Origin of the sequence: Geothrix sp. 21YS21S-2 (genome assembly GCF_030846775.1) — a bacterium.
Taxonomy (GTDB): Bacteria; Acidobacteriota; Holophagae; order Holophagales; family Holophagaceae; genus Mesoterricola.
Genome location: NZ_CP132910.1, coordinates 4,917,978 through 4,938,674 on the forward strand (window position 1 = coordinate 4,917,978; position 20,697 = coordinate 4,938,674).

The window sequence follows — 20,697 nt, forward strand, 5'->3', positions numbered from 1 at the left end:
GATCCCCCATTCTAGACCCCCCGCTTCTCCGCCCCCCACACAAGCTTGTGGAGCTGGAGCTGGAACCGCACGGGGAGGCCGTCCTCGACGATCCGCTCCGCCAGCCACGCCGGGTCCAGGCTCCCCCACACGGGGCTGAAGAGCACGTCGAAGCGGTCCAGGACCCCCTTCTCCTCGCACCAGGCCTTGGCCCAGGCGTAGTCCTCCGGATCGCACAGGACGAACTTCAGCTCGTCCTGGCCGGGCACCAGGTGGTCCAGGTTGGAGTCCAGCCAGCGGTCCACCTCCCCGCTGCCGGGGGTCTTGCGGTCCACGATCTTCACCACCCGCTCGTCCACGAGGCGGATGTCGTGGCTGCCGGCGGTCTCCAGGGCCACCTCGTAGCCCAGGCCCAGCAGGGCCTCCAGCAGGACCGGGGCGTCCCGGTGGGCCAGGGGCTCGCCGCCGGTGAGTTCCACGAAAGGGGCGTTGGGCCCCTTCCGGGGGGGGCCGAGGGTCTCCCGGACCTGGGCGAGGATCGCCTCCAGTTCCATGAAGTTGCCCTCGAAGAAGGCGTAGGTGGTGTCGCAGTACACGCAGCGCAGGGGGCATCCCGTGAGCCGGATGAAAAGGCAGGGCCGGCCGGCCCTGGAGCCCTCCCCCTGGATCGATGTGAATATTTCATTGATCTTGAAGCGCACCGGTACTCCTGCCTCCATCATACCCAGCGGGTGCCCCCGTCCAGGGTGAGGATCTCGCCGGTGAGGTAGGGGCTCCCGGCGGCGTAGCGCAGGGCCCGGACCAGGTCCTCCGGGGTGCCCACGGCGCCGAGGAGGCTGCGGGAGGCCAGGGCCGCGGTGTCCTCGCGGGCATCGGGCAGGACCGTGCCCAGGGCGTGGCCCACCACCCGCACCCGGGGGGCCAGGGCCCGGGCCAGGCCGGGCACCAGGGCCGCCACGCCGGACTTGGCGGCGGTGTAGGGCAGGCGCTTCAGGAAGGGCCTGTGGATGGCCGTGTCCAGCAGGAACTGGATGCACCCCCCGTCGGCCATGTGCGGCGCCACCTGCTGGGCCGCCAGAAGGGGGAAGCTCAGGTTCAGGCGCCAGGTCTCCTCCAGGCTGGCCGGGGTCCAGGTGCCCAGGGGGCTTTCGGGGAAGGTCCCCCCCACCACGACACAGGAATTTACCTTCACGCCTTCCGCCCCCAGGGCCTCCAGATCTGCCATCATCGTGTGGACAAGATCAGGACTTGCGGCATCCCAAAGCAAGCACCTTACTTGAGTCTGTTTGGAAAGTTCAGCGATCCAGGCCTCCTCCTGATCCCAGGAGACGGAGGTGGTCAGTATCAGGTTGTGTCCCTTCGCAAGCGCCTGCGCGAGCTCGCGACCCAGCCTCCTCCGGCCGCCCACGAGCAGCCACCAGGTCCGGTCTTCCCACGCGGTTTTGTTCATGTCCTAAGGTTACCTTGTCCGACAGCCTCCGAGCCATCCGATGGAAACTGATCCTCACCAGCATCTTCGCGCTGCTGATGGCCCTGGGTTGCTTCTACCTCAGCAACTGGGTCTACGCCTCCTCGGATGACCAGTGCACGTGGCGGGCCACGGGCAAGCGGGTGGTCATCGTCGAGATCCTCCCCAACGGCGTGGCCGAGGAGGCCGGGCTCCTGGACGGGGACGAGCTGCTCAGCATCCACGGCCGCAAGGTGGACGCCAAGCACCTGGCCACCGCCCAGCGCTACATCAACGACCAGCCCGAAGGCCGGATCCTCATCTACACGGTCCTGAGGGAAGGGAAGATCCTGCGCCTGCCGGTGCGGCTCGTGAAGGGGTTCGACCGCACCGGCCTCATCGCGCTCTTCTCGGGGCTCGCGGCGTGGGCCGTGGGGCTCCTGGTGGTGGTCTCCTCCCCGTCCAGGAAGATCGCCCGGCACTTCTACTACATGGGCGTGGTGTCGCTCCTGCTGACCGTCTCCGTGGGCCTGGGCGTGGACAGCGTGGCTCCCGGCCTCCTGGTGCCCCTGATCCTGGTGGCGGGGCTCGCCATCGGCCTGGCGCCCCCCCTCTGGCTCCACTTCTTCCTGCGGTTCCCCCATCCGTTCAAGCTGCGCACCAACCGCCACTTCCTGGCGGCGCTGTACGGGTTCTCCCTGGGCGGCGGGGCCCTCTACGCGGTGCGGGTCTTCCTGCGGACCTTCGACAAGTCCGAGCTCTTCCAGGAGGCCTTCCGCTACATGGACGGCAGCATCGTCGGCAGGCTCGTGGCCTGGATCACCCCCACCGTGGCCGTCGCGGGCCTCGTGCTCTTCTGGATCGGCACCTTCCGGATGCCAGGGCGCAAGCGCCGGGCCCTGCTCCCGGCCCTCATCTTCACGACGGCCATCATCGCCGACCTCCTGGTGTTCGCCCTCCTGCAGCGGTCCGCGGGGCAGAGCCTGGTCTTCGCCCGGGAAAGCTGGGTGTTCTTCCTGCCCCTGCCGCTCCTGCCGCTGTCGTTCGCGTACGCCATCTTCCGCCACGGGTTCTTCGACGTGCGCCGGGCGATCCTCCGGTGGGTGTCGTACTTCACGGTCCTGGGCCTGACCCTGGCCGTCTACCTGGGGGGCCTGGCCTGGGTCTTCGCCCAGGGCGTCCAGGTGATTCCTTCCGCCTGGGTGGGCGTGCTGGTGGGCATCTCGGCCCTGCCCATCGGGTGGCTCCTGCGGTGGCTCCTGCTCACCCTGCGGCGCCGGTTCCGGCGCGACCTCAACACGACCCGGGAGGTGATCCTGGGCAACCTGCGCGAGACCAAGAAGCGGTTCTCCGAGGAGGCGCTCCTGGCGGGCCTCCTGGACTCGGTGCGCGAGGCCTACCAGCCCCACGTCCTGCTCATGCTGCCCGTGGACAAGCGCCGGCTCCTGCTGCCCGCCGTGGCCGACCCGGATCCCGACGAGCCCTTCGCGGAGGAGCTGGCCAGGCCCTGCCACCTGGAGCTGCCCCTGGGGCTGGTGCGCCACGCCCGGGAGAACCGGGAGCTGGTGCTGGGCCTGGGCAGCGACGAGGCGGACTGGGTCCGGGAGCAGGGCGACGTGCTCCGGGCCCACGTGGACGGCCTGGAAGTGCAGGTGCTGACCCTGATCATGGTCAACGACGAGCCCCACGCGGCCCTGCTGCTGGGCGGGAAGTACGCCGAACTGAACTACGGCCGCGAGGACCGGGAGCTGCTGCGGGAGGTGGCGCTGGCCGCGGGCGCGCTGCTGGAGACCGCGGTGCTGCACCGCCGCATGCTGGACCAGGGCCGCATCGAGCAGGAGCTCAACACCGCGCGCCTCATCCAGGAGAGCCTGATCACCTCCGAGGCCCCCTGCATGCCGGGGTTCCAGGCCGCCCTGCGCCTGTCCCCGGCCCTGGAGACCGGCGGGGACCTGCTGTGGGTGGGCCGGCGGCCCTCGGGGTGCTGGATGGCGGCGGTGGGCGACGTGAGCGGCAAGGGGCTGGCCGCGGCCCTCTACATGAGCCAGGCCACGGCCCTCCTGAAGATGGCCGCCCAGCAGGAAGGCATGAGCTTCGAGGCCATCCTTCCCGCCCTGGACCGCACCATGCGCAGCCTCATGGGCCCTCGGGACTTCCTCACCCTGTCCATCCTGGAGTGGGACGCCGAGGGCCGCTACCGCATCGCCCGGGCCGGGCATCCGCCCATCCTGCTCATCGAGGGGGCGTCCCCGGCGGAGGCGCGGGAGATCGAATCCACCGGCCGGGGCCTCGGCCTGCGGCCCTTCGCTCCGGGCAACTGGAGCGTGATCGAGGGCCAGCTCTCGCACCGCCAGTGGCTGGTGATGTACAGCGACGGACTCACCGAGGCCATGAACAAGCGTGGCGAGCTCTACGGGCTGCGCCGCTTCAAGGAGCAGATGCAGCGCATCTGGGGCACCGGGTCGGTCAGGGCCGCCTGCGAGGCGGTCTTCCACGACGTCACGGCCTTCGAGTCCCAGAACCGGGACGACCGGACCCTCTTCATCCTTTCCAGGGAACCCGCATGACCACCGAACCCACCCCCAAGCCCCAGCCCTCCTGGCTTCTCGGCGCCGTCGTCACCCTCCTGCTCCTCCAGGTGGCCCTCCTGTGGATGCAGGGCAGCATGCTGGAGCGCCAGCACGGGACCCTCATGGGCCTGCGCCAGGACATGCAGGACCTCACCGAGAGCCTGGACAACTTCCAGGGCAACTTCGACCAGGGCGCCGAGGATGGCACCCTGCGGCCCTCCTCCCGCCGGGTCCATCCCCGCCGCGGCCTCCAGCGGGTGCGGCTCCAGGACCAGGAGGGAGGGGACCAGGGCGTGCGCAAGGAGATGGCCGATCAGCGCAAGAGCGAGCGCGAGGCCATCGACAAGGCCCGCGAGGCGCAAAGCAAGCTTTCCCTCGCCGAGAACTACCGCAAGGCCGAGGAGAAGAAGCGCATCGAGGCCGAGCAGAACAAGTGGCGGCCCTTCCTGTGGGGCGGCGCGGTGGTGGCGCTCCTGGCCCTGGTCCTCCGGTCCTGGCTGAGGAACCGGTAGCATGTCCCTGCACGAATTCCTCCAGTCCGATCCGGAGTGCGCCCACCTCCTGGAGGGCGCCGTCCTGGCCGTGGGACCCATGCTGGGGGAGGAGGATGCCACCCCGGTGGTGAGGACGGTCGAGGCCTGGGCCGACACCCTGGCCGGGCACATGCCGCTGCCCTGGACGATCCACGGGGGCATCGACGCCCTCAACACCTACCTGTTCCAGCAGGTGGGCCTCCAGGGCGACCGGGAGACCTACGACGATCCGGCCAACGCCCTGCTCCCCAAGGTCCTCGAGCGCAAGCGGGGCATGCCCATCACGCTCTCCGTCCTCTGGATGGAGGTGGCGCGGCGCCTGGGCTTCCGGGCCATCGGCGTGGGGCTGCCGGGCCACTTCATCACCGGGATCCAGCTGGACATGGGCACCCTCTACTTCGATCCCTTCAACGGCGGCCGCACCGTGGGCGAGGAGGACGCGGCCTGGCTGGTGGAGCAGTCCACGGGGGGCCGGGCGGTCTTCCACCCCTCCATGCTGGCCCCCGTGCCCAACCGGTCCATCCTGGGCCGCCTCGTGCGCAACCTGCACGTGCGCTTCGTGCGCACCGGCAACTGGGACGAGGCCATCTGGACCGCCACGCACCTGGTCCTGCTCAACCCCGGGGAGAGCACGTCGTACCGGGACCGCGCCTTCGTGCGGTTCAAGCGGGGCGAGACGTCCCAGGGTATGCTCGATCTCCAGGAGGCCATCCGGCTGAGCCCCGAAGGGGACCCCGAGCTGGTCCAGTGGCTGGAAAAACTGCAGAGGGACTAGGGGATGGATCTGAGCCGCTTTCTGGAACTGGCGCGCAACCACGGCTGGCAGGGCCTGTCGCTGTGGGGCGTGCTGCTGTGGCAGGCCCTCCTGTGGGTGGGACTGGTGCGCCTGCACCTGGCCCTGCACCGCGAGGAGGCCCCCTGGGAGGAGTGCGTCGGCAAGATCCGCTCCGCCTTCCTGCGCAAGGTCAACGGCGAGGAGGAACTGGCCGAGCTGAAGGTGCACAACTACGCCCCCCTGGTGGACCTGCTCGTGGCGCTCAACTTCGCCGAGGCCAAGACCCCCGTGATGGAGCGTTGGCTCCTGCTCAAGTGGAAGACCCAGGAGTGCCTGCGCCCCTACTGGATCCGCTGGGGCCACCTGCTCATCGCGTTCGGCGTGGTGGTGTGGTTCCTGTACGGCCTGCGCATCGACCTGGGCCTGGAGCCGCTCAAGCGCACCCCCTGCGACCCGCGGCTGCTATGGGTGTGGCTGGGCTACGCCATGATCCTGGCGTGGAAGCTGGTGCGCCTGCACGGGAACCTGGAACGGGTCCAGAGGAGCCTCATCCTGCCGCGGCGGGACGAATGACTTTTGGGTTCCTCTCGGATCCGGGGGTAGACCCTGACCGGGCCTGGTCTGGTGTCGAATGACGTCGCATTGTCTTTTCGCGGCCTGGATCGCGAAGATCGGCACCGCCCCTGAAAATGCCTGTCGCCGAGGCGCCGAGGAGCCGAGGATCGCCGAGAAGGGAAACTGCATTTCTCGGCGATCCTCGGCTCCTCGGCGCCTCGGCGATAGGTCTTTCTCCCGAACCTGACGAATCGCAGGGATAAAGGGTTGGCAACAGATGAAATCAGTCATCCTGGGTCTGCCGAAGACTCTTTATCCTTTTTCCAGTCTCCCTATCGCCGCCACGAACGATGCCGCGTCCTCCGGCATCGAGTCCCACGCGCACATCCAGCGCACCAGGCCCGCGCGTTCGTCCCAGGGCCAGAAGAAGGTCTCGGCCTGCAGGGGCGCCAGCATCGGCACGGGAATCCTGGCGAAGACGGCGTTGGCCTCCACCGGGAAGGCCACCTGGACGCTGGGGAGGTCCTTCACCGCGGCCTCCAGGGCCGTGGCCGCGGCATTGGCCCTGCGGCCGTTCTCGATCCAGAGGCCGTCCTCCAGGAGGGCCTCGAACTGCGCGGCGGTGAAGCGCATCTTGGAGGCCAGCTGCATGGCGTGCTTCTGGTGGTAGGGATAGTCGGGACCCAGGCCGGGCTTGAGGAAGACGACGGCCTCCCCGCCCAGCATGCCCTGCTTGGTGCCGCCGAAGCTCAGGGCGTCCACGCCCGCCAGCATCTCGCAGGCGGACACCCCCGCGGAGGCCACGGCGCAGCCCAGGCGCGCCCCGTCCACGTGCACGCCCAGGCCGTGGGCGTGGGCCAGGTCCACCAGGGTGGCGAGCTCGGCCACGGTGTAGACCGTCCCCAGCTCCGTGGGCTGGGTGATGGTGAGGGCGACCGGAACCGCGCCGTGCACGCCGTGGGCGCGGCCCAGGGCCTCCGCCAGGGCCCCGGGGTCGATCTTCCCGTCCACGGAGCGCAGGGGGACGAGCCGCATGCCCAGGAACCGCTCGGGGGCCGTGCTCTCGTCGTTGCAGAGGTGCGCCACGTCCGAGCAGAGCACGGCCCCGTAGGGCCTGGCGAAGGCCATGAGCGCCGTCACGTTGGCGCCGGTGCCGTTGAAGACGAAGTGGGTGGCCACCTCCCGCCCTAAGAGCGCGTCGAAGGCGGCCCGGGCCCGGGCGGTCACGGCGTCCTCCCCGTAGGCCATGGCGTGGCCGTGGTTGCAGGCCTGGATGGCGTCCATGATCCGGGGGTGGACCCCCGCGAAGTTGTCGCTGGCGAAACCGCGGGGGAAGGCGTCGGGTGCGTGCAAGGCGGGCTCCAGCTACAGCTTCGGATCTTCCTTGAAGTCCAGCATGTGCCCCGACTTGTTGGCCTTGGTCTTCAGGTACTTGAGGTTGTAGGGATTCGACGCCAGCTGGTGGGCTTCCCGCTGCACGTGGATCCCGGCCCCTTCGAGGGCGTCGATCTTCCTGGGGTTGTTCGTGAGCAGCCGCACCTTCCGGATCCCGAAGAACTTCAGCATCTCCACGGCCGATTCATAGGTCCGCAGGTCGTCCGCGAAGCCCAGTTCATGGTTGGCCTCCACCGTGTCGAAGCCCTGCTCCTGGAGCGCGTAGGCCTTGAGCTTGTTCAGGAGGCCGATGCCGCGGCCCTCCTGGCGCAGGTAGAGCACGATGCCGCCGTGCTCGCCCACGTAGCGAAGGGCGGATTCCAGCTGGGCCCGGCAGTCGCACTTGAGGCTGCCCAGCACGTCGCCCGTCCAGCACTCGCTGTGGATGCGCACGTTCACCCGCTTGCGGGCGTCGATGTCGCCGGAGACGATGGCCAGGTGCTCCTTGCCCGTCATCTTCTCCAGGAAGCCGTAGACGACGTACTTCCCGAAAATGGAAGGGACGTTGGCCTTGGCCACGAAAGGGACCGATTCGGTCTCGAAGCGCGTCACCACTTCCAGGGGGGATTCCGGGCCGAGTTCCAGGTGGGGGGCGCTGCTGCTGTCTTTGGGGGCCATGCGTTTCATTCCGCGGTCTGCGTTTCGTGAAAGGGGCTGTTGAATAGGCATGAACATGGGATCGGGGCGGTGTGCAAACGATCCGGGGAGTGATCAGGCGAGGTCGGCCTCCAACTGGGCGAGCACGGCGGCGTCCATCTCATTCTGGGCCTTGGACAGGGGGCCGTCCAGCTTGGCGCCCGAAGCGAGCCGGTGGCCGCCTCCGCCGAAGCGGCGGCAGACCTGGTTCACATTCGCTCGCTCTCTGGACCGGAGGCTCGCCTTGATGCGCCCGTCGGCCAGCTGGTATAGAAGGCAGGACACCTCCACGCCCCGCAGCTCCAGGGGGCGGTTCACGAGGGTCTCCATGTCGTCATGGTCCGCGCCGCAGGCGTCCAGGTCGGCCTGGGTGAGGCTGATGCGGGCATAGCGGCCCTCGGCCAGGAGCTCCAGCTTGTCGAAGGCCCGGCCGGTCAGCCGGAGCTTCTGCAGCCGCCCCTGGTGGTAGAGGTTCTGGTAGATGCGGGCCGGCGCCACGCCCTGCTCGATGAGCTGGGCCGCCATGCGGTGCACCTTGGGGGTGGCGTTGGAGAAACGGAAGTTGCCGGTGTCCTCCACGACGCCGGCGTACAGGGCGTCGGCCATGGGAGCGGGCAGGGGGAGTGGCATGTGGGCCACCGCCAGGTCGTACACCAGTTCGGCGCTGGCGGAGGCCGTGGGATCGGTGAACTCCTGGGCGAACCCCGCGGGGGCGTCCTTCAGGTGGTGGTCCAGGCAGGCGGTGACGGCCGAGGTGGCCTGGAAGGCGGGGAGCAGGGGACCCAGGCGGTGGGGCTCGGAGGCGTCCACGATGATCCAGGCGCCGGGCCAGGCGGCCAGTTCCCGGTGCCGGCCTTCCAGGTCCAGGGCCTCCACCCAGCCCCCGGGGTCCATGAACCCAAGGAAATCCGGGAGATGGGGGTGCACGACGATGCGTACGTCCTTTCCCCTGGCCTTCAGGTAGTGGGCCAGGCCCACCATGGCGCCGATGCCGTCGCCATCCGGATTCTCATGGGTGGTCAGCAGGATCCGGTCCTGGTTCTCGAGAAAGGCATTGAAGCGGTTCAGCAATTCCGACCTCTGCGATCAACTATAGCACGGTCTAGAGCTGTTCCTTCTTGCTTTCCAGGCTGTGGGGCTGGAAGGACTTCAGCTCGTTCACCACGTCCGAGAGCAGGGCCCGCTTCACCGCGTAGGGCAGGAAGGCGCTCTTGAAGCCCATGATGATGAGCTCCTTGATCTCGTCCAGGGTGAAGCCCATGGTCTCGTGCAGGTGGAGGTACTCCTCGCTGACGGTGGTGCGGGTGACCATGCGGTTGTCGGTGTTCACCGTCACCCGCAGGCCGAGGTCGTAGAAGAGGCGGATCGGGTGCTCGGCCATGGTGCGCACGGCCCGGGTCTGCACGTTGGAGGAGGGGCAGCACTCCAGGGGGATGCGGTGGTCGTTCACGTAGTTGAGCAGGTCGCCGTTCTCGATGAGGCGAACGCCGTGGCCGATGCGGTGGGCGCCGCAGAGGTGGATGGCCTGGTGGATGCTCTCCGGCCCGTAGGCCTCCCCGGCGTGCAGGGTGCAGTTGATGTTGTTGGCCAGCACGCGGCTGAAGGCCTCGCGGTGCTTCTTGGCGGGGAAGTCCTCCTCCGCGCCGGCCAGGTCGAAGCCCACGACGCCCTTGTTCTTGAAGGCGACGGTGAGGTCGGCCAGGCGATTGGACAGCTCGGGGCTGATGTGCCGGATGCCGCAGAGGATGACGCCGGTCTTGATGTTGAATTCCTTCTCCGCCTTGGCGAGGCCCTCCACGACCGCCTGCACGATGTGGTGCAGCGTCAGGCCCTTCTGCTGGTGGAGGATGGGGCTGTAGCGCACCTCCAGGTAGCGGACGTTCTCCGCCGCGGCGTCCTCGGCCAGTTCGTACGCCGTGCGCACCAGGGAGTCATAGGTCTGCATCACCGACAGGGTGACGTCGAAGGCCTTCAGGTAGTCCACCAGGGAGGTGCACTCCTCGCCCACTTCCACGAAGGGGCGCAGGGTCTCGAGGGTGTCGCCCGGCAAGGTCACGCCCTGCTCCTGGGCCAGCTCGAGGATGGTGGTGAGACGCAGGCTGCCGTCCAGATGAACGTGCAGGTCGGTCTTGGGGAGGCGCTGGATGTCTTCGAGAGTGAGTTTTCGCATCCCTCAGTTTACCGGGCCAAACCGCTTTCTTCTATGCCTGATGGCGGGCCCCGAAGAGTTCGGCGAGGCTCAGCTCCGCCAGGAGCTCAAGGAGCCGTTCATCCTGGATCAGCATGGTCACCTTGACCTTGTCCCGGTTGACGAGCTTGACGAAGAAGCCGATGACCGAGGAGGGCATGGACAGGGACTCCCGGATGTGGAGGGTGAGGCTCGCGGCCCCGGCGGCGACCTGCTCGGTGACCAGCCTCCGGATCTCCAGGTAGTCGGCGGTCGTCTTGATGTTGCCCGTTATGGTCAACTCGGCCGGGCCCGTCCTTGCGATGTCCATTGCGTCACTCCCGATAGAACTTGAGCAGTGTCAGGGTATTGCCTTGTTCATTGTAATGGAATGCGTCGGTGTACTTCCGGATCATCCTCAGGCCGCGGCCATGGAGCAGGAGGGAGTCCGGTTTCTCGAGCCGGGCCAGGGACGTCGCGAAGCCGGGGCCTTCGTCCTGGATGGTGACCGAAAGCAGGCGGTTCCCGCCCTCCCCGGTCAGGGCGAGGTCCACGGTGACGGGCGGGTGGGGGGAGGCCTCCCGCTCGAGAAGGTGGTCGAAGTAGAGTCCGCCTTCCAGAAGCTCGGCCTTGAGGTGGCCGGGGATCCCCAGGGAGCCGTGTTCGTAGGCGTTCAGAAGGGCCTCCCGGATGGCGACGCTGAACTCGTACCGGGGTTCCGCGGCCAGGGCCGTGCGGGTCTCCAGGCACTTCTCCAGCTCCTGGCAGGCCTCCTCCACGCGTTCCAGGCGGCTCTCCACGGTCATGTGGCGCTGCCAGAGGGGCTCGGAATCCACCCGGGTGAGGAAGAGCAGGGTCACGTCGTCCTCCGGACTGGGCACCAGCTTCCGGAAGGATTCCAGGAATGCCGCCCGGCCTGCCTGTTCCCTGAAATCGGGCTCCAGGCGGCTCCGGTAGAGCCCGCCCTCCGGCGTCCCGGCCTCGTTGAGGCCGTCGGTGTAGAGAAGGATGCGGCGGGTGTCGCCCAGGTTGTGGGCCCGGGTGCTGAAGTCGGTGGTGTAGGGCGAGAGGGGCGGGTTGTTGCAGGGCAGCTTGCGGGGGCCGTCCCCGCCTTCCAACAGCATCGGGGGCATGCCGAAGGAGGCGAGCTCCAGCAGGGCCCGCTTGCAGGGGAGCCAGACCAGCGCGAGGCTGAGCACCTCGTCCTCCAGGAGGCGCCGCCCGATCATGGTGATGAATTCCCGCACGAACTCCCCGAGGCTGAACAGGCTGCCCGGCGCCAGGCGGTCCACCTGGAGGTTGAAGGTGTAGACGGCCAGCGAGGTGGTGAGGGCGGCCGAGAGGCCCTTGCCCATGGCGTCGGCGAGGAACACCAGCATGCTCCCGTCCGGAAGGCGCCGCAGGGAGTAGCTGTCCCCGCACATGATGTCCTTGGGCAGGTAGGCGACCTCGGCGATCCACTCCCCGCGGCCCGGGGGGCCCGTGAAGGACCGGCCCTGGAAGTCGTTCTCCAGGATGCTCAGCTCCTTCCGGAAGGCCATCTCCTGCTGGTTCTCATGGTAGCGCTCCCGCAGCTGGAGGAGCGCCAAGTCCTGCTCCATGGTCCTGCGCTGGAGGTGGTCGTGCTCGAGCAGCCCCACCACCAGGGAGAAGGCCTGGACAAGGTTCTCCGGCACCACGGGCTTGGGGAGGATGGAGGCGATGCCCAGGCCGATGACCTGCCCCAGGAGCGCATTGTTCATGGACTCGGTGATGAAGATGATGGGGACCTTCGAACCGCCCTTCCGGATCTCCGCGGCCATGTCCAGGCCCGTCATGCCGGGCATGTGATGGTCCGTGAGGATGATGTCCGGCGCCTTGGCCCGCCATGCCGCCAGGCCCTCGCGGCCGTCCCTGGCCTGGAAGACCTCCTTGAAGAGGCCCCGCATGCGCGCGGCCATCGCCATCCGGCTGGGGCCGTCGTCCTCCACGTAGAGGACGGTGAGCTCGCTGCAGTAGGGGCTTAGGTGGTCCCGGAGCGCCACTATTCCACCCGGAAGTGGCTCAGGGAACTGCGGAGGTCCTCGGACTTCGCGGCGAGGTTCGTGGAGACCGCCTCCACCCCGTGGGCGGCGTCCTTGTTCTGGTTGGAGAGGTCCACCAGGCTGTTCATGGTCTCGATGAGGTCCTTGGTGCGGGTGGCGATGTAGGTGGTCTTGCGCACCAGGTCCGAGGAGGTGGCCACGGAGTCCCTGAGCTTGGTGCCGGTGGTGCCGGCGTCCTCCAGGAGGCTGCGGGTGCGGTCGGACACGCTCACCATCTGGAGCGAGGCCCGGTCCGTCTCCGTGCACATGGCCTCGATGCCGTCCACGACCTCCTTGACGTTGATGTTGATCTCCACGAGCGAGCCCTGGGTCTTCGCGGCCAGCTTGCGGATCTCCTCGGCCACCACCGCGAAGCCCTTGCCGGCCTCCCGCGCGTGGGCCGCCTCGATGGAGGCGTTCAGGGCCAGCAGGTTGGTCTGGTTGGCGATCTCGGCGATGATGCCCAGCACGCTGTTGATGCCCTGGGCGTCCTCGCTCAGCTCGCGCATCCGGGTCGCCATGCGGGACTGCTTCTCTCCTTCGGCGATGACCACGCCCCCCACCTCCGTGAGGGTGGCCACGAAGGCCGCCAGGACCTTCTCGGTGGATTCCAGGGTCTCGGTGGTGGTGATGGACATCTCCTCGGTGACGTCGAGGTTGCGCGCCACGTCGGTCATGAGGTTGGAGCTGTTCTCGGCGAGCTCGCACTGGCTCGAGACGTTGCCGGCCAGCTCCCGGGAGATGGCGGAGAGCTCGTTGCTGGAGGCCGCCGTCTCGTTGGCGGTGGCCACGGAGTGGGCCACGGTGGCGTGGGCCTTGTGGATGAACGTGTTGATGAAGCCCGCCAGCTGGCTGAGTTCGTCGGCGCCCGCGATGGTGATGCGCTGGGTGAGGTCGCCCTCGCCTTCGGCCAGGTCATGCATGCGCCGGGTGATCAGCGTGAGGGAGGAATTGATGCTCATGCTGATGATCAGGCCCACCCCCGCGCCGCACACGATGAAGAAGGCCAGCAGGGCCAGGGTCACGCGCATGGCCTCGGCGGCCACGATCCGGTTCGCCGCGACGTCGCCGTGGGTGGCCTCCATGGCCCGGAGGTAGTAGACGCCGGCCGCTCCGAGACACACGAGCGCGAGGCTGCATCCGAGGATGATGACCAGCAGGCGCGTACGGATCTTCAGGAGCTTGAGCAGGTTCATCTTTCCTCCACACCAAGGCCGGCCCGGATGACCTTCCCGGGCCCTATTATTCTGCACGATTCCCTAGGTATGGATCTGCGCGACCTTCGTGCGGATGGCGTTCTCGTCCGTCTTGTCCACGCAGTCGATGCACAGGCCGAAGATCTGCAGGCTGTGATGCAGGGGCTTGAACTTCCGCTCCTGGCAGATGGCGTCCTGGAGCGTCTCCAGGTCGGCGCGGTAGAACTCGAAGACCTTGTTGCAGGCCAGGCAGATCAGGTGATCATGATGCTCATTCTCATGCGCCGCTTCGTAGTTGGCGTGGCTCGAGCCCAGGCTGCTCTTGCGCACGAGACCGCATTGCACCAGGAGATCCAAGGTGCGGTACACGGTGGCGCGGCTGATATCGCGTCCCAGTGTCTTGAGTTCCGCGTGGAGTTCCTCGGCATCGAAGTGGCTGTCCTTGCGGAAGATGGTCGCGAGGATCTCCATCCGCTCGCCCGTCAGTTTGAGCTTCTTGCTCCGGAGATAGGCCTCGAAACGATGGGCTTCCGTGGAAGGAGCTCGGGTGGGCAGCGTCTGGTTAGGGGACATGGATACTCCCAGAGTGGAAAAGTCGTTAAAGGGATCAAAAAGAATTCCCCCTCATTCATAATACAGATTAAATTGAAATCACCCCCGTTTTAAAGGAGTGTGTATGCCTTTGATACACATCAAATCCAACCCCCTTTCAAAAGAACAGAAAAAGAGAATCGGCGACCGAATCATCGAGGCGTTCCACGGTGAGGGCATCCCGCCGAGCTCCGTCGTGGTCCTTTTTGGACGCGAGGAAGCCGATATATTGCTAGACGGAGGGTTACTATTCGAGGTCAACGGCGCGAAGCAGGAAGTCCCGGCCCCCAGGCCGGCCCCCGCGCCCCCCGCGCCGATGGTGTTCGAGAAGGACATCCTTCCTGATTTCAAGAACAAGCTCAGGCGGTCCAAGGGCGAGCTGCTGGCCCTCAAGGCCCAGCTCATCAAGACCCTCCAGCTCCAGGGGGCCCTGAGCAGCTTCCAGGCCCAGGAGGAACTGGGACTCAAGACCTGCGACTGGGCACCGGCGACGCTCAGGCGGTTTTTTTCTGAGTTGGAGGACGAGGGCGTCATCCTCAAGCAGGGCCAGAAGCGGGGCACCCGCTATGTGTGGAAGGGCATGTCCAGCCAGCCCGTCCACGGGTCCCCCCGCCTCGTGAAGCGGGGCGATGACGAGCCCGCCGGGAACTGATCCATGACCGCCCTGCCCGTGGGCGTGAGCCTCTGGAAGCTCGGTCAGCCCTGGTGGGAGTTCGCCCTCCGGGCCGTCCTGGTCTACGGCTTCCTCCTGGTGATCCTCCGTCTCACCGGCAAGCGCCAGGTGGGCCAGCTCTCGCCCTTCGACCTGGTGCTGCTCCTGATCCTGTCCAACGCCGTGCAGAACAGCATGAACGCCGGCGACAACACGGTGGCCGCGGGGTTCATCCTGGCCGGGACCCTGGTGGGGCTCAATTCCCTGGTGAGCTGGCTCACCTACCGCAGCAAGAAGGTGCAGAGGTTCGTGGAAGGCAACCCGCTGGTGCTCGTGCACAACGGGAAGATCCTCCAGTCCGTCCTGGATTCGGAGGAGGTCACGCAGCACGAGCTGATGGCCGCCCTGCGCGCCGCGGGCCTGAGCAGCCTGGAGGAGGTCCACGTGGCCATCCTGGAGACCAACGGGCACATCAGCGTGATACCCAAGCCGACCTGAACCCGCTCTCGGCCGAGGTTCGCCGTGAAAAGAGAAACCGGCCGGACCCTTTCGGATCCGGCCGGCAACGTCAGGGCGGGCTAGGCGTGCTGCTTGAGCTTTTCCTTGCCGCCGAACTGGTGGTCCAGGAAGACGACCACGGGGGACGCGATGAAGATCGACGAGTAGGTGCCCGTGATCACGCCCACGACCAGGGGGAACGCCAGGTCGCGCAGGGCGTGGCCGCCCCAGACGAAGAGGCACACCGCGACGAAGAGCACGGACATGGACGTGAGGATGGTCCGGCTCAGGGTCTGGTTGATGGAGTCGTCCACCAGCTTGACGATGTCCACGCGGCGGTACTCGGGCTTGTGGCTGTTCTCGCGGATGCGGTCGAAGACCACGATCGTGTCGGCCATGGAGTAGCCGATGAGGATCAGGAAGCTCGCCACCACCGGCACCGAGAACTCGAACCCGAACAGGACGAACAGGCCCAGGGCCATGAGGACGTCGTGGATCAGCGCCACGATGCCGCCCACCGAGAAGCTCAGGGTGAACCGGAAGAGGACGTAGACGAGGATGGCCACCAGGGCCCAGCCCACGGCCGACAGCGTCTTCCAGGTCCACTCGCCGGAGATCGAGGGCGAGAAGCTCTCGTTCTTCAGGATGGTCAGGTTGCCCAGGCGGTAGTCCTTCTCCAGGCTGGCCCGCAGGGACCCTGGAAGGTCGGAGGGGAGCTGGTTGTAGTCGGACATGGGGCTGGCCTTCTCGCGGGCCTTGATGACCTTGTCCACCCAGGGCTCGTAGGCCAGGCGAAGCGCGGTCTCGTCGCCCTGGACGCCCAGAGGGTTGGCCTTCATCCAGGTGTCGACGATGGCGCCGACGCTCTCGGTGTTCAGGTCCAGGCGGTGGTCGCTGGCGGCCTTGGCGTCCAGGCTCTTCAGGGCGTCGGTGATCTGCTTGATCTGCGAGGTGGAGTCCTTCTCGTCCTGGCCCTTCCTGGCCTTGACCTTGATGGAGAACATGGCCACGCCGGGCTTGTCCTGGTAGGCCACCACGGCGGCCTGCTGGACGCCGCCGGCATAGAGGGCGTTGCGCACGTCCTCCTGGTGGACGTTGCCCTTGAAGGCCACCATCATGTCGATGCCGCCGGTGAACTGCATGCCGAGCTTGACGTGGGCGTCGGCGCCCTTCCAGGGGTGGATCCACAGGAGGCACGCGAGGATCACGCCCCAGGAGAGGATCAGGGCGACCTTCGAATACTTCATGAAGGGAATGTGGGGGAGATGCTCGAATATTTTCATCTGGGCGGGCCTGTTAGATGGAGAGGGTCCTGGTGCCGGGGTGGCGTTCCAGGATCCAGTCGTAGATGAACCGGCTGATGTAGATGCTGGTGAACAGGGAGGCCGTGACGCCCACCGTCAGGGTCACGGCGAAGCCCTTGACGGGGCCCGTGCCGAAGATGAACAGGAGGATGGCCGACACCAGCTGGGTGACGTGGCTGTCCACGATGGTCCAGAACACCCGGTCGAAGCCGGTCTGGATCGCGCCCGCCACGGACTTGCCGTTGCCCAGTTCCTCGCGGATGCGCTCGAAGATCAGGATGTTCGCGTCCACCGCCATGCCGACGGTGAGGGCGAAGCCGGCGATGCCGGGCAGGGTGATGACCGCGTGGAAGGAGCCCATGAGGCCCAGCATCACGATGATGTTCACCGTGAGGGCCACCACGGCGTTCACGCCCGACCACCTGTAGTAGAAGACCATGAAGCCGATGACCGTGAGGAAGCCGATGAGCGCGCCCCGCACGCCCGAGGCGATGGAGTCGGCGCCCAGGCTCGGGCCCATGGCCCGCTCCTCGAGGAACTTCATGCTGGCGCGCATGGCGCCGCTCTTGAGCTTGAGGGCGAAGTCGTCGGCCTCCTCCTTGGAGAACTGGCCGGTGATGCGCACGGCGCCGCCGGGGATCTTCTCCTTGCACCAGAGCACGCTCACGACCTTGCGGTCCAGCACCACGGCGATGCGGCGGTTCTCCTCCGAGGCGATGCCCGAGAGGTTGTAGAAGTCGTCGGCGCCCTTCTTGTTCAGGACGTAGCTGATCTCGTACTGGTCGGTCTGGGAGTTGACGGTGGGGTCGGCCTTGGTGATGTCGGCGCCGTCCACGTAGACCTTCTCCTCCACCAGGACCCAGGAGCGGATGGGGTCGGGCTGGCCGGCGGCGGGGGCCTGGAAGGCCTTGCCTTCGCGGCGGGCCTCGCGCTCGGAGAGGGGCAGGGGCAGGAGCTCGGTGCCGGGGGGGAGGTGGCCGGCGAAGTGGCCCATGGCCTCCTCGCGGGTGCGCCAGCCGATGCCGTTGGTGGTGTCCTGCTTGGCCACCAGGCGCTGCTCGAGCCGGCCCGGGGTGGTGAGCAGGCCCTTGATGCGCTCGCGTTCCGCGTCGCCCACGCCCGGGAGCTCGACGACGATGCGGTTGCCCTCGGCGCCGGTGGGGGTGATCTCCGGCTCGGCCACGCCGAACTGGTTGATGCGGTTCTCGATGATCTGCTGGGCGCGCTTGTTGGCGTCGTCCTTGAGGCTCTTCTGGTATCCGGCCTTCTGGCTCAGGGTCAGGGTGTCGCCGGAGAAGGCGGCGTCGTAGCCGCTGAAGCCGTTGAGGATCTTCTGGGCCTCGGCCTGGCGGTCCGCGGGGACGCCCTCGGCCTTGACGGTCATGCCCTCCAGGTGGGCCACGGCCTCGGGGAAGCCCTTCTCGTGGAGCCGGTCCAGAAGGCGGTCCCGGGTGTCACGCAGGTCGGCCTCGAGGGCCTCGTGCCCCTGGACCTCGAGTTCGAAGTGCACGCCGCCCTTCAGGTCAAGGCCCAGTCGGACCTTGGAGAGGGGGACGAAGAAGTACGCGCAGGCGCCGCAGATCAGGGTGGTGAAGATCAGGCGCCAGAGGCTCCGCTTGGTCACGAATGGGCTCCGACGAAGGGAGAGCGGGAACGCGAATCCCCGCCCTCGGCAAGACAAAGATCAGGGATCAGTTCTGTTCGGGAGCAGGTTCCGCCGCCAGGGACGCCACCGCGGTGCGGCGGGCCTTGACGATGGAGCTGCCCAGCTTGAGGTAGATGTTCTTGTCCTCGACGCGGTCGATGACGGCGTAGAAGCCCGAGGTCAGCAGGACCTCGTCGCCGGCCTTGAGCTTGGAGAGGCGTTCCTCCATCTGCTTGCGGGCCTTGCTCTGGGGGCGGATGAGGAGGAAGTAGAAGAGCAGGGCCATGCCCCCGAAGAGGATGATGGGACCGAATGGGGATCCCTGCTGGGCTTGCTGGAGAAGGGCGAAATTCATTCAAGGCTCCTCTTGGTTCCAATTTTCCCTGGTGCGGCTGGCGAATTCCGGGAACCGTTCCTCCTGGAGGGCCTGCCGCGCGGCTCGAGTCAGCCCAACAGTGTAGCTCAGGTTGTGGATACTGTTGAGGGTGGATGCCAGCATCTCCCCGGCCCGGAAGAGGTGGTGCAGATAGGCGCGGCTAAAAGTCCTGCATGTGTAGCAGTTGCAATCGGGGTCCAGGGGCCGGTCGCTTTCGCGGTGGCGGGCGTTCTTGATCTTCACACGCCCCCGCGACGTCAGGAGGGTGCCGTGGCGCGCCTCCCGGGTGGGCAGGACGCAGTCGAAGAGGTCGACGCCGTGCTCGATGCCGAAGAGGAGATCCTCGGGCGTGCCCACGCCCATGAGGTAGCGGGGGCGGTCGGCGGGCATGAGGCGGACGAAGCCGGCCAGCAGCGCGTTCATCTCCTCCTTGGGCTCGCCCACGCTGAGCCCGCCCACGGCGAAGCCCTGGAAGGGGGTGGCGGCGTCGATGTCCAGGAGCTCCTCCAGGTGGCGGGAGCGCAGGTCCAGGTGCACGCCACCCTGGTTGATGGCGAACAGGCCCTGGCGCTCGCCCAGCGGGAAGTCCCGGCAGCGCTTCAGCCAGCGGGTGGTGCGGGCCATGGACAGCTCCAGGCCGGGCCTGTCCAGGCGCCCCGGCGGGCACTCGTCCAGGGCCATGACGATGTCCGAGCCGAGGTTGCGCTGGATCTCCATGCTGCGCTCGGGCGAGAGGAAGTGGGTGGAGCCGTCGATGTGGCTCTGGAAGGTCACGCCCTCCTCCTTGATCTTGCGCAGGGAGGCCAGGGAAAAGACCTGGAAGCCGCCGGAGTCCGTGAGGATGGGGCCGGGCCAGGCCATGAAACGGTGCAGCCCGCCCAGGTCGCGCACCAGCGCGTCCCCGGGCCGGAGCCCCAGATGATAGGTGTTGCCCAGGATCACCTGGGGGCCGATCTCGGCCAGCTGCGCGGGGGTGATCCCCTTCACGGTGCCCTGCGTGCCCACGGGCATGAAGGCCGGTGTGAGGACGGAGCCCCGGGTGGTTTCGAAGCGGCCGGACCGGGCGACGCCAGACGATGAATCTTGAATGAACCTGGAAAATGCGTGTGACATGACTGTGACAAACCCCTATGAACTGTCACGTGATTATCACGGAAAAGCCCCAGGACGGGGGTCCGTGTCACGATGTTGGAAAAAGTGTGGCAATCGTCCTAAATCCTCTGCCAATGCGGATTTCAGCTCTTGACGCCGATCGGGCAGCTTGTAATCTTAACCGCTGGGCCTGCCCCGGATCATTCGACCTTTGGTTTAGAGCCGTTTCTGTCGTCAAACGCAGATCCGGCTCCATTTTTTTCTCATTTCAGCTTTTTTCGGGAGTCGCATGAGCCAAGACCCCAAGACCAACCCTCCTCCCAACGGCGCTTCCAAGGAGACCCTGGAGGACCTCGTATACAGGTCCAGCCTGGCTACCGGGAACTCCGCCGTGCACGGCGCGAGTCCCCTGGTCACCATCCCCATGACCATCGTGTCCTACGCCATCTTCGGCGCGTGCGGATACCTGCTGGCGACCCACACGGACGCCGGCAAGAAGGTCATCAAGACCATGGGCGTGGACCTGACTGAGCAGGCCGACGCGCCGCCGCCCCCGCCGCCGCCGCCTCCGCCGGCCCCCGCGGCCCCCGCGGCCCCCGCTCCCAAGATCCAGATGAAGGAGGCGCCTCCGCCGCCCCCCATCAACCCCAATCAGGACCAGGTGCCTGAGATCGCTCCCCGGGAACTCCCCAAGCAGGACCTCACCCTGCGCTACGCCTCGAGCCAGAGCTCCGGTTCCGGCGTCCCCGGCGGCGGCGTGAGCGGCTCCGCGGGCCCCGCCACCGGCATGGCCGTGGCCGGCGCCGGCACGTCGCACGTGGTGGACTTCGACTTCAGCCAGATGAAGATCAAGTTCCAGCCCCCCGCGCCCCCCTATCCCGCCCTCGCCAAGATCGCCCGCATCCAGGGCACCGTGGTGGTGGAGATCACCGTGGGTCCCGATGGCATCCCCATCGCCGCCCACGCCGTGGAAGGCCCGGCCCAGCTCCGGCAGACCGCCGAGAACTACGCCATGGGCTGGAAGTTCGAGCCCGCCATGCTCAACGGCGTGGCGCAGACGGCGCGGTTCAAGCTGACCATGCCCTTCAGGCTGAAGTAGGGACGTGCCGAACATGTCCCGTCCCGCATGGTTGGGTGCTGGTTTCGCCATCGCCCTCGCAGCAACGCTCGTCGCCTTCGGCGGC

21 protein-coding genes are annotated in these 20,697 nt (G+C 67.3%); 7 read left to right on the forward strand and 14 right to left on the reverse strand.

Annotated features, from left to right (window positions below):
- Positions 1–11: 11 nt before the first annotated feature.
- On the reverse strand, positions 12–680 hold the full coding sequence (locus tag RAH40_RS21565) for a radical SAM protein (protein ID WP_306599697.1): 669 nt from the start codon (positions 678–680) through the stop codon (positions 12–14).
- 17 nt (positions 681–697) lie between these two features.
- A complete protein-coding gene (locus RAH40_RS21570; protein WP_306599698.1) occupies positions 698–1,429 on the reverse strand; it encodes an SDR family oxidoreductase in 732 nt (243 codons plus the stop codon).
- 14 nt (positions 1,430–1,443) lie between these two features.
- Here RAH40_RS21570 and RAH40_RS21575 point away from each other — a divergent pair, with 14 nt between their 5' ends.
- Genes RAH40_RS21575 through RAH40_RS21590 form a run of 4 tightly spaced genes read left to right on the forward strand, consistent with a single transcriptional unit; the run spans position 1,444 to position 5,877 of the window.
- Complete coding sequence (locus RAH40_RS21575) at positions 1,444–3,993, forward strand: SpoIIE family protein phosphatase (RefSeq protein ID WP_306599699.1); 2,550 nt, start codon at positions 1,444–1,446, stop codon at positions 3,991–3,993.
- A complete protein-coding gene (locus RAH40_RS21580; protein ID WP_306599700.1) occupies positions 3,990–4,508 on the forward strand; it encodes a hypothetical protein in 519 nt (172 codons plus the stop codon). The genes RAH40_RS21575 and RAH40_RS21580 overlap by 4 nt, the downstream gene beginning before the upstream one ends.
- Before the next feature lies 1 nt (position 4,509).
- A complete protein-coding gene (locus RAH40_RS21585) occupies positions 4,510–5,304 on the forward strand; it encodes a SirB1 family protein (RefSeq protein WP_306599701.1) in 795 nt (264 codons plus the stop codon).
- A gap of 3 nt (positions 5,305–5,307) precedes the next feature.
- Complete coding sequence (locus tag RAH40_RS21590) at positions 5,308–5,877, forward strand: hypothetical protein (RefSeq protein ID WP_306599702.1); 570 nt, start codon at positions 5,308–5,310, stop codon at positions 5,875–5,877.
- Positions 5,878–6,171: 294 nt separating this feature from the next.
- On the opposite strand, the gene RAH40_RS21595 is transcribed toward RAH40_RS21590, so the two are convergent.
- The 8 genes from RAH40_RS21595 to RAH40_RS21630 form a co-directional block, all read right to left on the reverse strand.
- Complete coding sequence (locus tag RAH40_RS21595) at positions 6,172–7,212, reverse strand: low specificity L-threonine aldolase (protein ID WP_306599703.1); 1,041 nt, start codon at positions 7,210–7,212, stop codon at positions 6,172–6,174.
- 12 nt (positions 7,213–7,224) lie between these two features.
- On the reverse strand, positions 7,225–7,911 hold the full coding sequence (gene ribA / locus RAH40_RS21600; protein WP_306599704.1) for a GTP cyclohydrolase II: 687 nt from the start codon (positions 7,909–7,911) through the stop codon (positions 7,225–7,227).
- Between the two features lie 93 nt (positions 7,912–8,004).
- The gene (locus RAH40_RS21605) at positions 8,005–9,000 is read right to left on the reverse strand and encodes a bifunctional oligoribonuclease/PAP phosphatase NrnA (RefSeq protein ID WP_306599706.1); all 996 of its coding nucleotides are present in this window, start codon (positions 8,998–9,000) and stop codon (positions 8,005–8,007) included.
- A gap of 31 nt (positions 9,001–9,031) precedes the next feature.
- Entirely contained in the window at positions 9,032–10,099 is a 1,068-nt protein-coding gene (gene add, locus RAH40_RS21610) for an adenosine deaminase (protein ID WP_306599707.1), read from the reverse strand.
- Between the two features lie 31 nt (positions 10,100–10,130).
- Positions 10,131–10,427 (reverse strand): hypothetical protein, encoded by a 297-nt coding sequence (locus tag RAH40_RS21615; RefSeq protein ID WP_306599708.1) that lies wholly within the window; start codon positions 10,425–10,427, stop codon positions 10,131–10,133.
- Between the two features lie 4 nt (positions 10,428–10,431).
- On the reverse strand, positions 10,432–12,120 hold the full coding sequence (locus tag RAH40_RS21620) for a response regulator (RefSeq protein ID WP_306599709.1): 1,689 nt from the start codon (positions 12,118–12,120) through the stop codon (positions 10,432–10,434).
- Positions 12,120–13,355, reverse strand: a complete 1,236-nt coding sequence (locus RAH40_RS21625) for a methyl-accepting chemotaxis protein (RefSeq protein ID WP_306599710.1) — start codon at positions 13,353–13,355, stop codon at positions 12,120–12,122. The genes RAH40_RS21620 and RAH40_RS21625 overlap by 1 nt, the downstream gene beginning before the upstream one ends.
- 63 nt (positions 13,356–13,418) lie before the next feature.
- Positions 13,419–13,928: a Fur family transcriptional regulator gene (locus RAH40_RS21630; RefSeq protein ID WP_306599711.1), complete on the reverse strand. Its 510-nt coding sequence runs from the start codon at positions 13,926–13,928 to the stop codon at positions 13,419–13,421.
- Positions 13,929–14,142: 214 nt separating this feature from the next.
- On the opposite strand from RAH40_RS21630, the gene RAH40_RS21635 reads away from it, so the two are divergent.
- Positions 14,143–14,598, forward strand: a complete 456-nt coding sequence (locus tag RAH40_RS21635) for a hypothetical protein (protein WP_306599712.1) — start codon at positions 14,143–14,145, stop codon at positions 14,596–14,598.
- Between the two features lie 3 nt (positions 14,599–14,601).
- The gene (locus RAH40_RS21640; protein WP_306599713.1) at positions 14,602–15,096 is read left to right on the forward strand and encodes a DUF421 domain-containing protein; all 495 of its coding nucleotides are present in this window, start codon (positions 14,602–14,604) and stop codon (positions 15,094–15,096) included.
- Between the two features lie 80 nt (positions 15,097–15,176).
- Here RAH40_RS21640 and secF read toward each other — a convergent pair whose 3' ends face one another.
- The 4 genes from secF to tgt all read right to left on the reverse strand — a co-directional run bounded on the left by secF (position 15,177) and on the right by tgt (position 19,534).
- Positions 15,177–16,343 carry a protein translocase subunit SecF gene (gene secF, locus RAH40_RS21645; protein WP_306599714.1) on the reverse strand — a complete coding sequence of 389 codons (1,167 nt, stop codon included), beginning with the start codon at positions 16,341–16,343 and terminating at the stop codon, positions 15,177–15,179.
- 49 nt (positions 16,344–16,392) lie between these two features.
- The gene (gene secD, locus RAH40_RS21650) at positions 16,393–18,024 is read right to left on the reverse strand and encodes a protein translocase subunit SecD (RefSeq protein WP_306599715.1); all 1,632 of its coding nucleotides are present in this window, start codon (positions 18,022–18,024) and stop codon (positions 16,393–16,395) included.
- Between the two features lie 67 nt (positions 18,025–18,091).
- Entirely contained in the window at positions 18,092–18,400 is a 309-nt protein-coding gene (gene yajC, locus RAH40_RS21655) for a preprotein translocase subunit YajC (RefSeq protein WP_306599716.1), read from the reverse strand.
- Positions 18,401–19,534 (reverse strand): tRNA guanosine(34) transglycosylase Tgt, encoded by a 1,134-nt coding sequence (gene tgt / locus RAH40_RS21660; protein ID WP_306599717.1) that lies wholly within the window; start codon positions 19,532–19,534, stop codon positions 18,401–18,403.
- 268 nt (positions 19,535–19,802) lie between these two features.
- Between tgt and RAH40_RS21665 the strand changes: the two genes are divergently transcribed.
- Positions 19,803–20,612, forward strand: a complete 810-nt coding sequence (locus RAH40_RS21665; protein ID WP_306599718.1) for an energy transducer TonB — start codon at positions 19,803–19,805, stop codon at positions 20,610–20,612.
- Positions 20,613–20,697 lie beyond the last annotated feature (85 nt).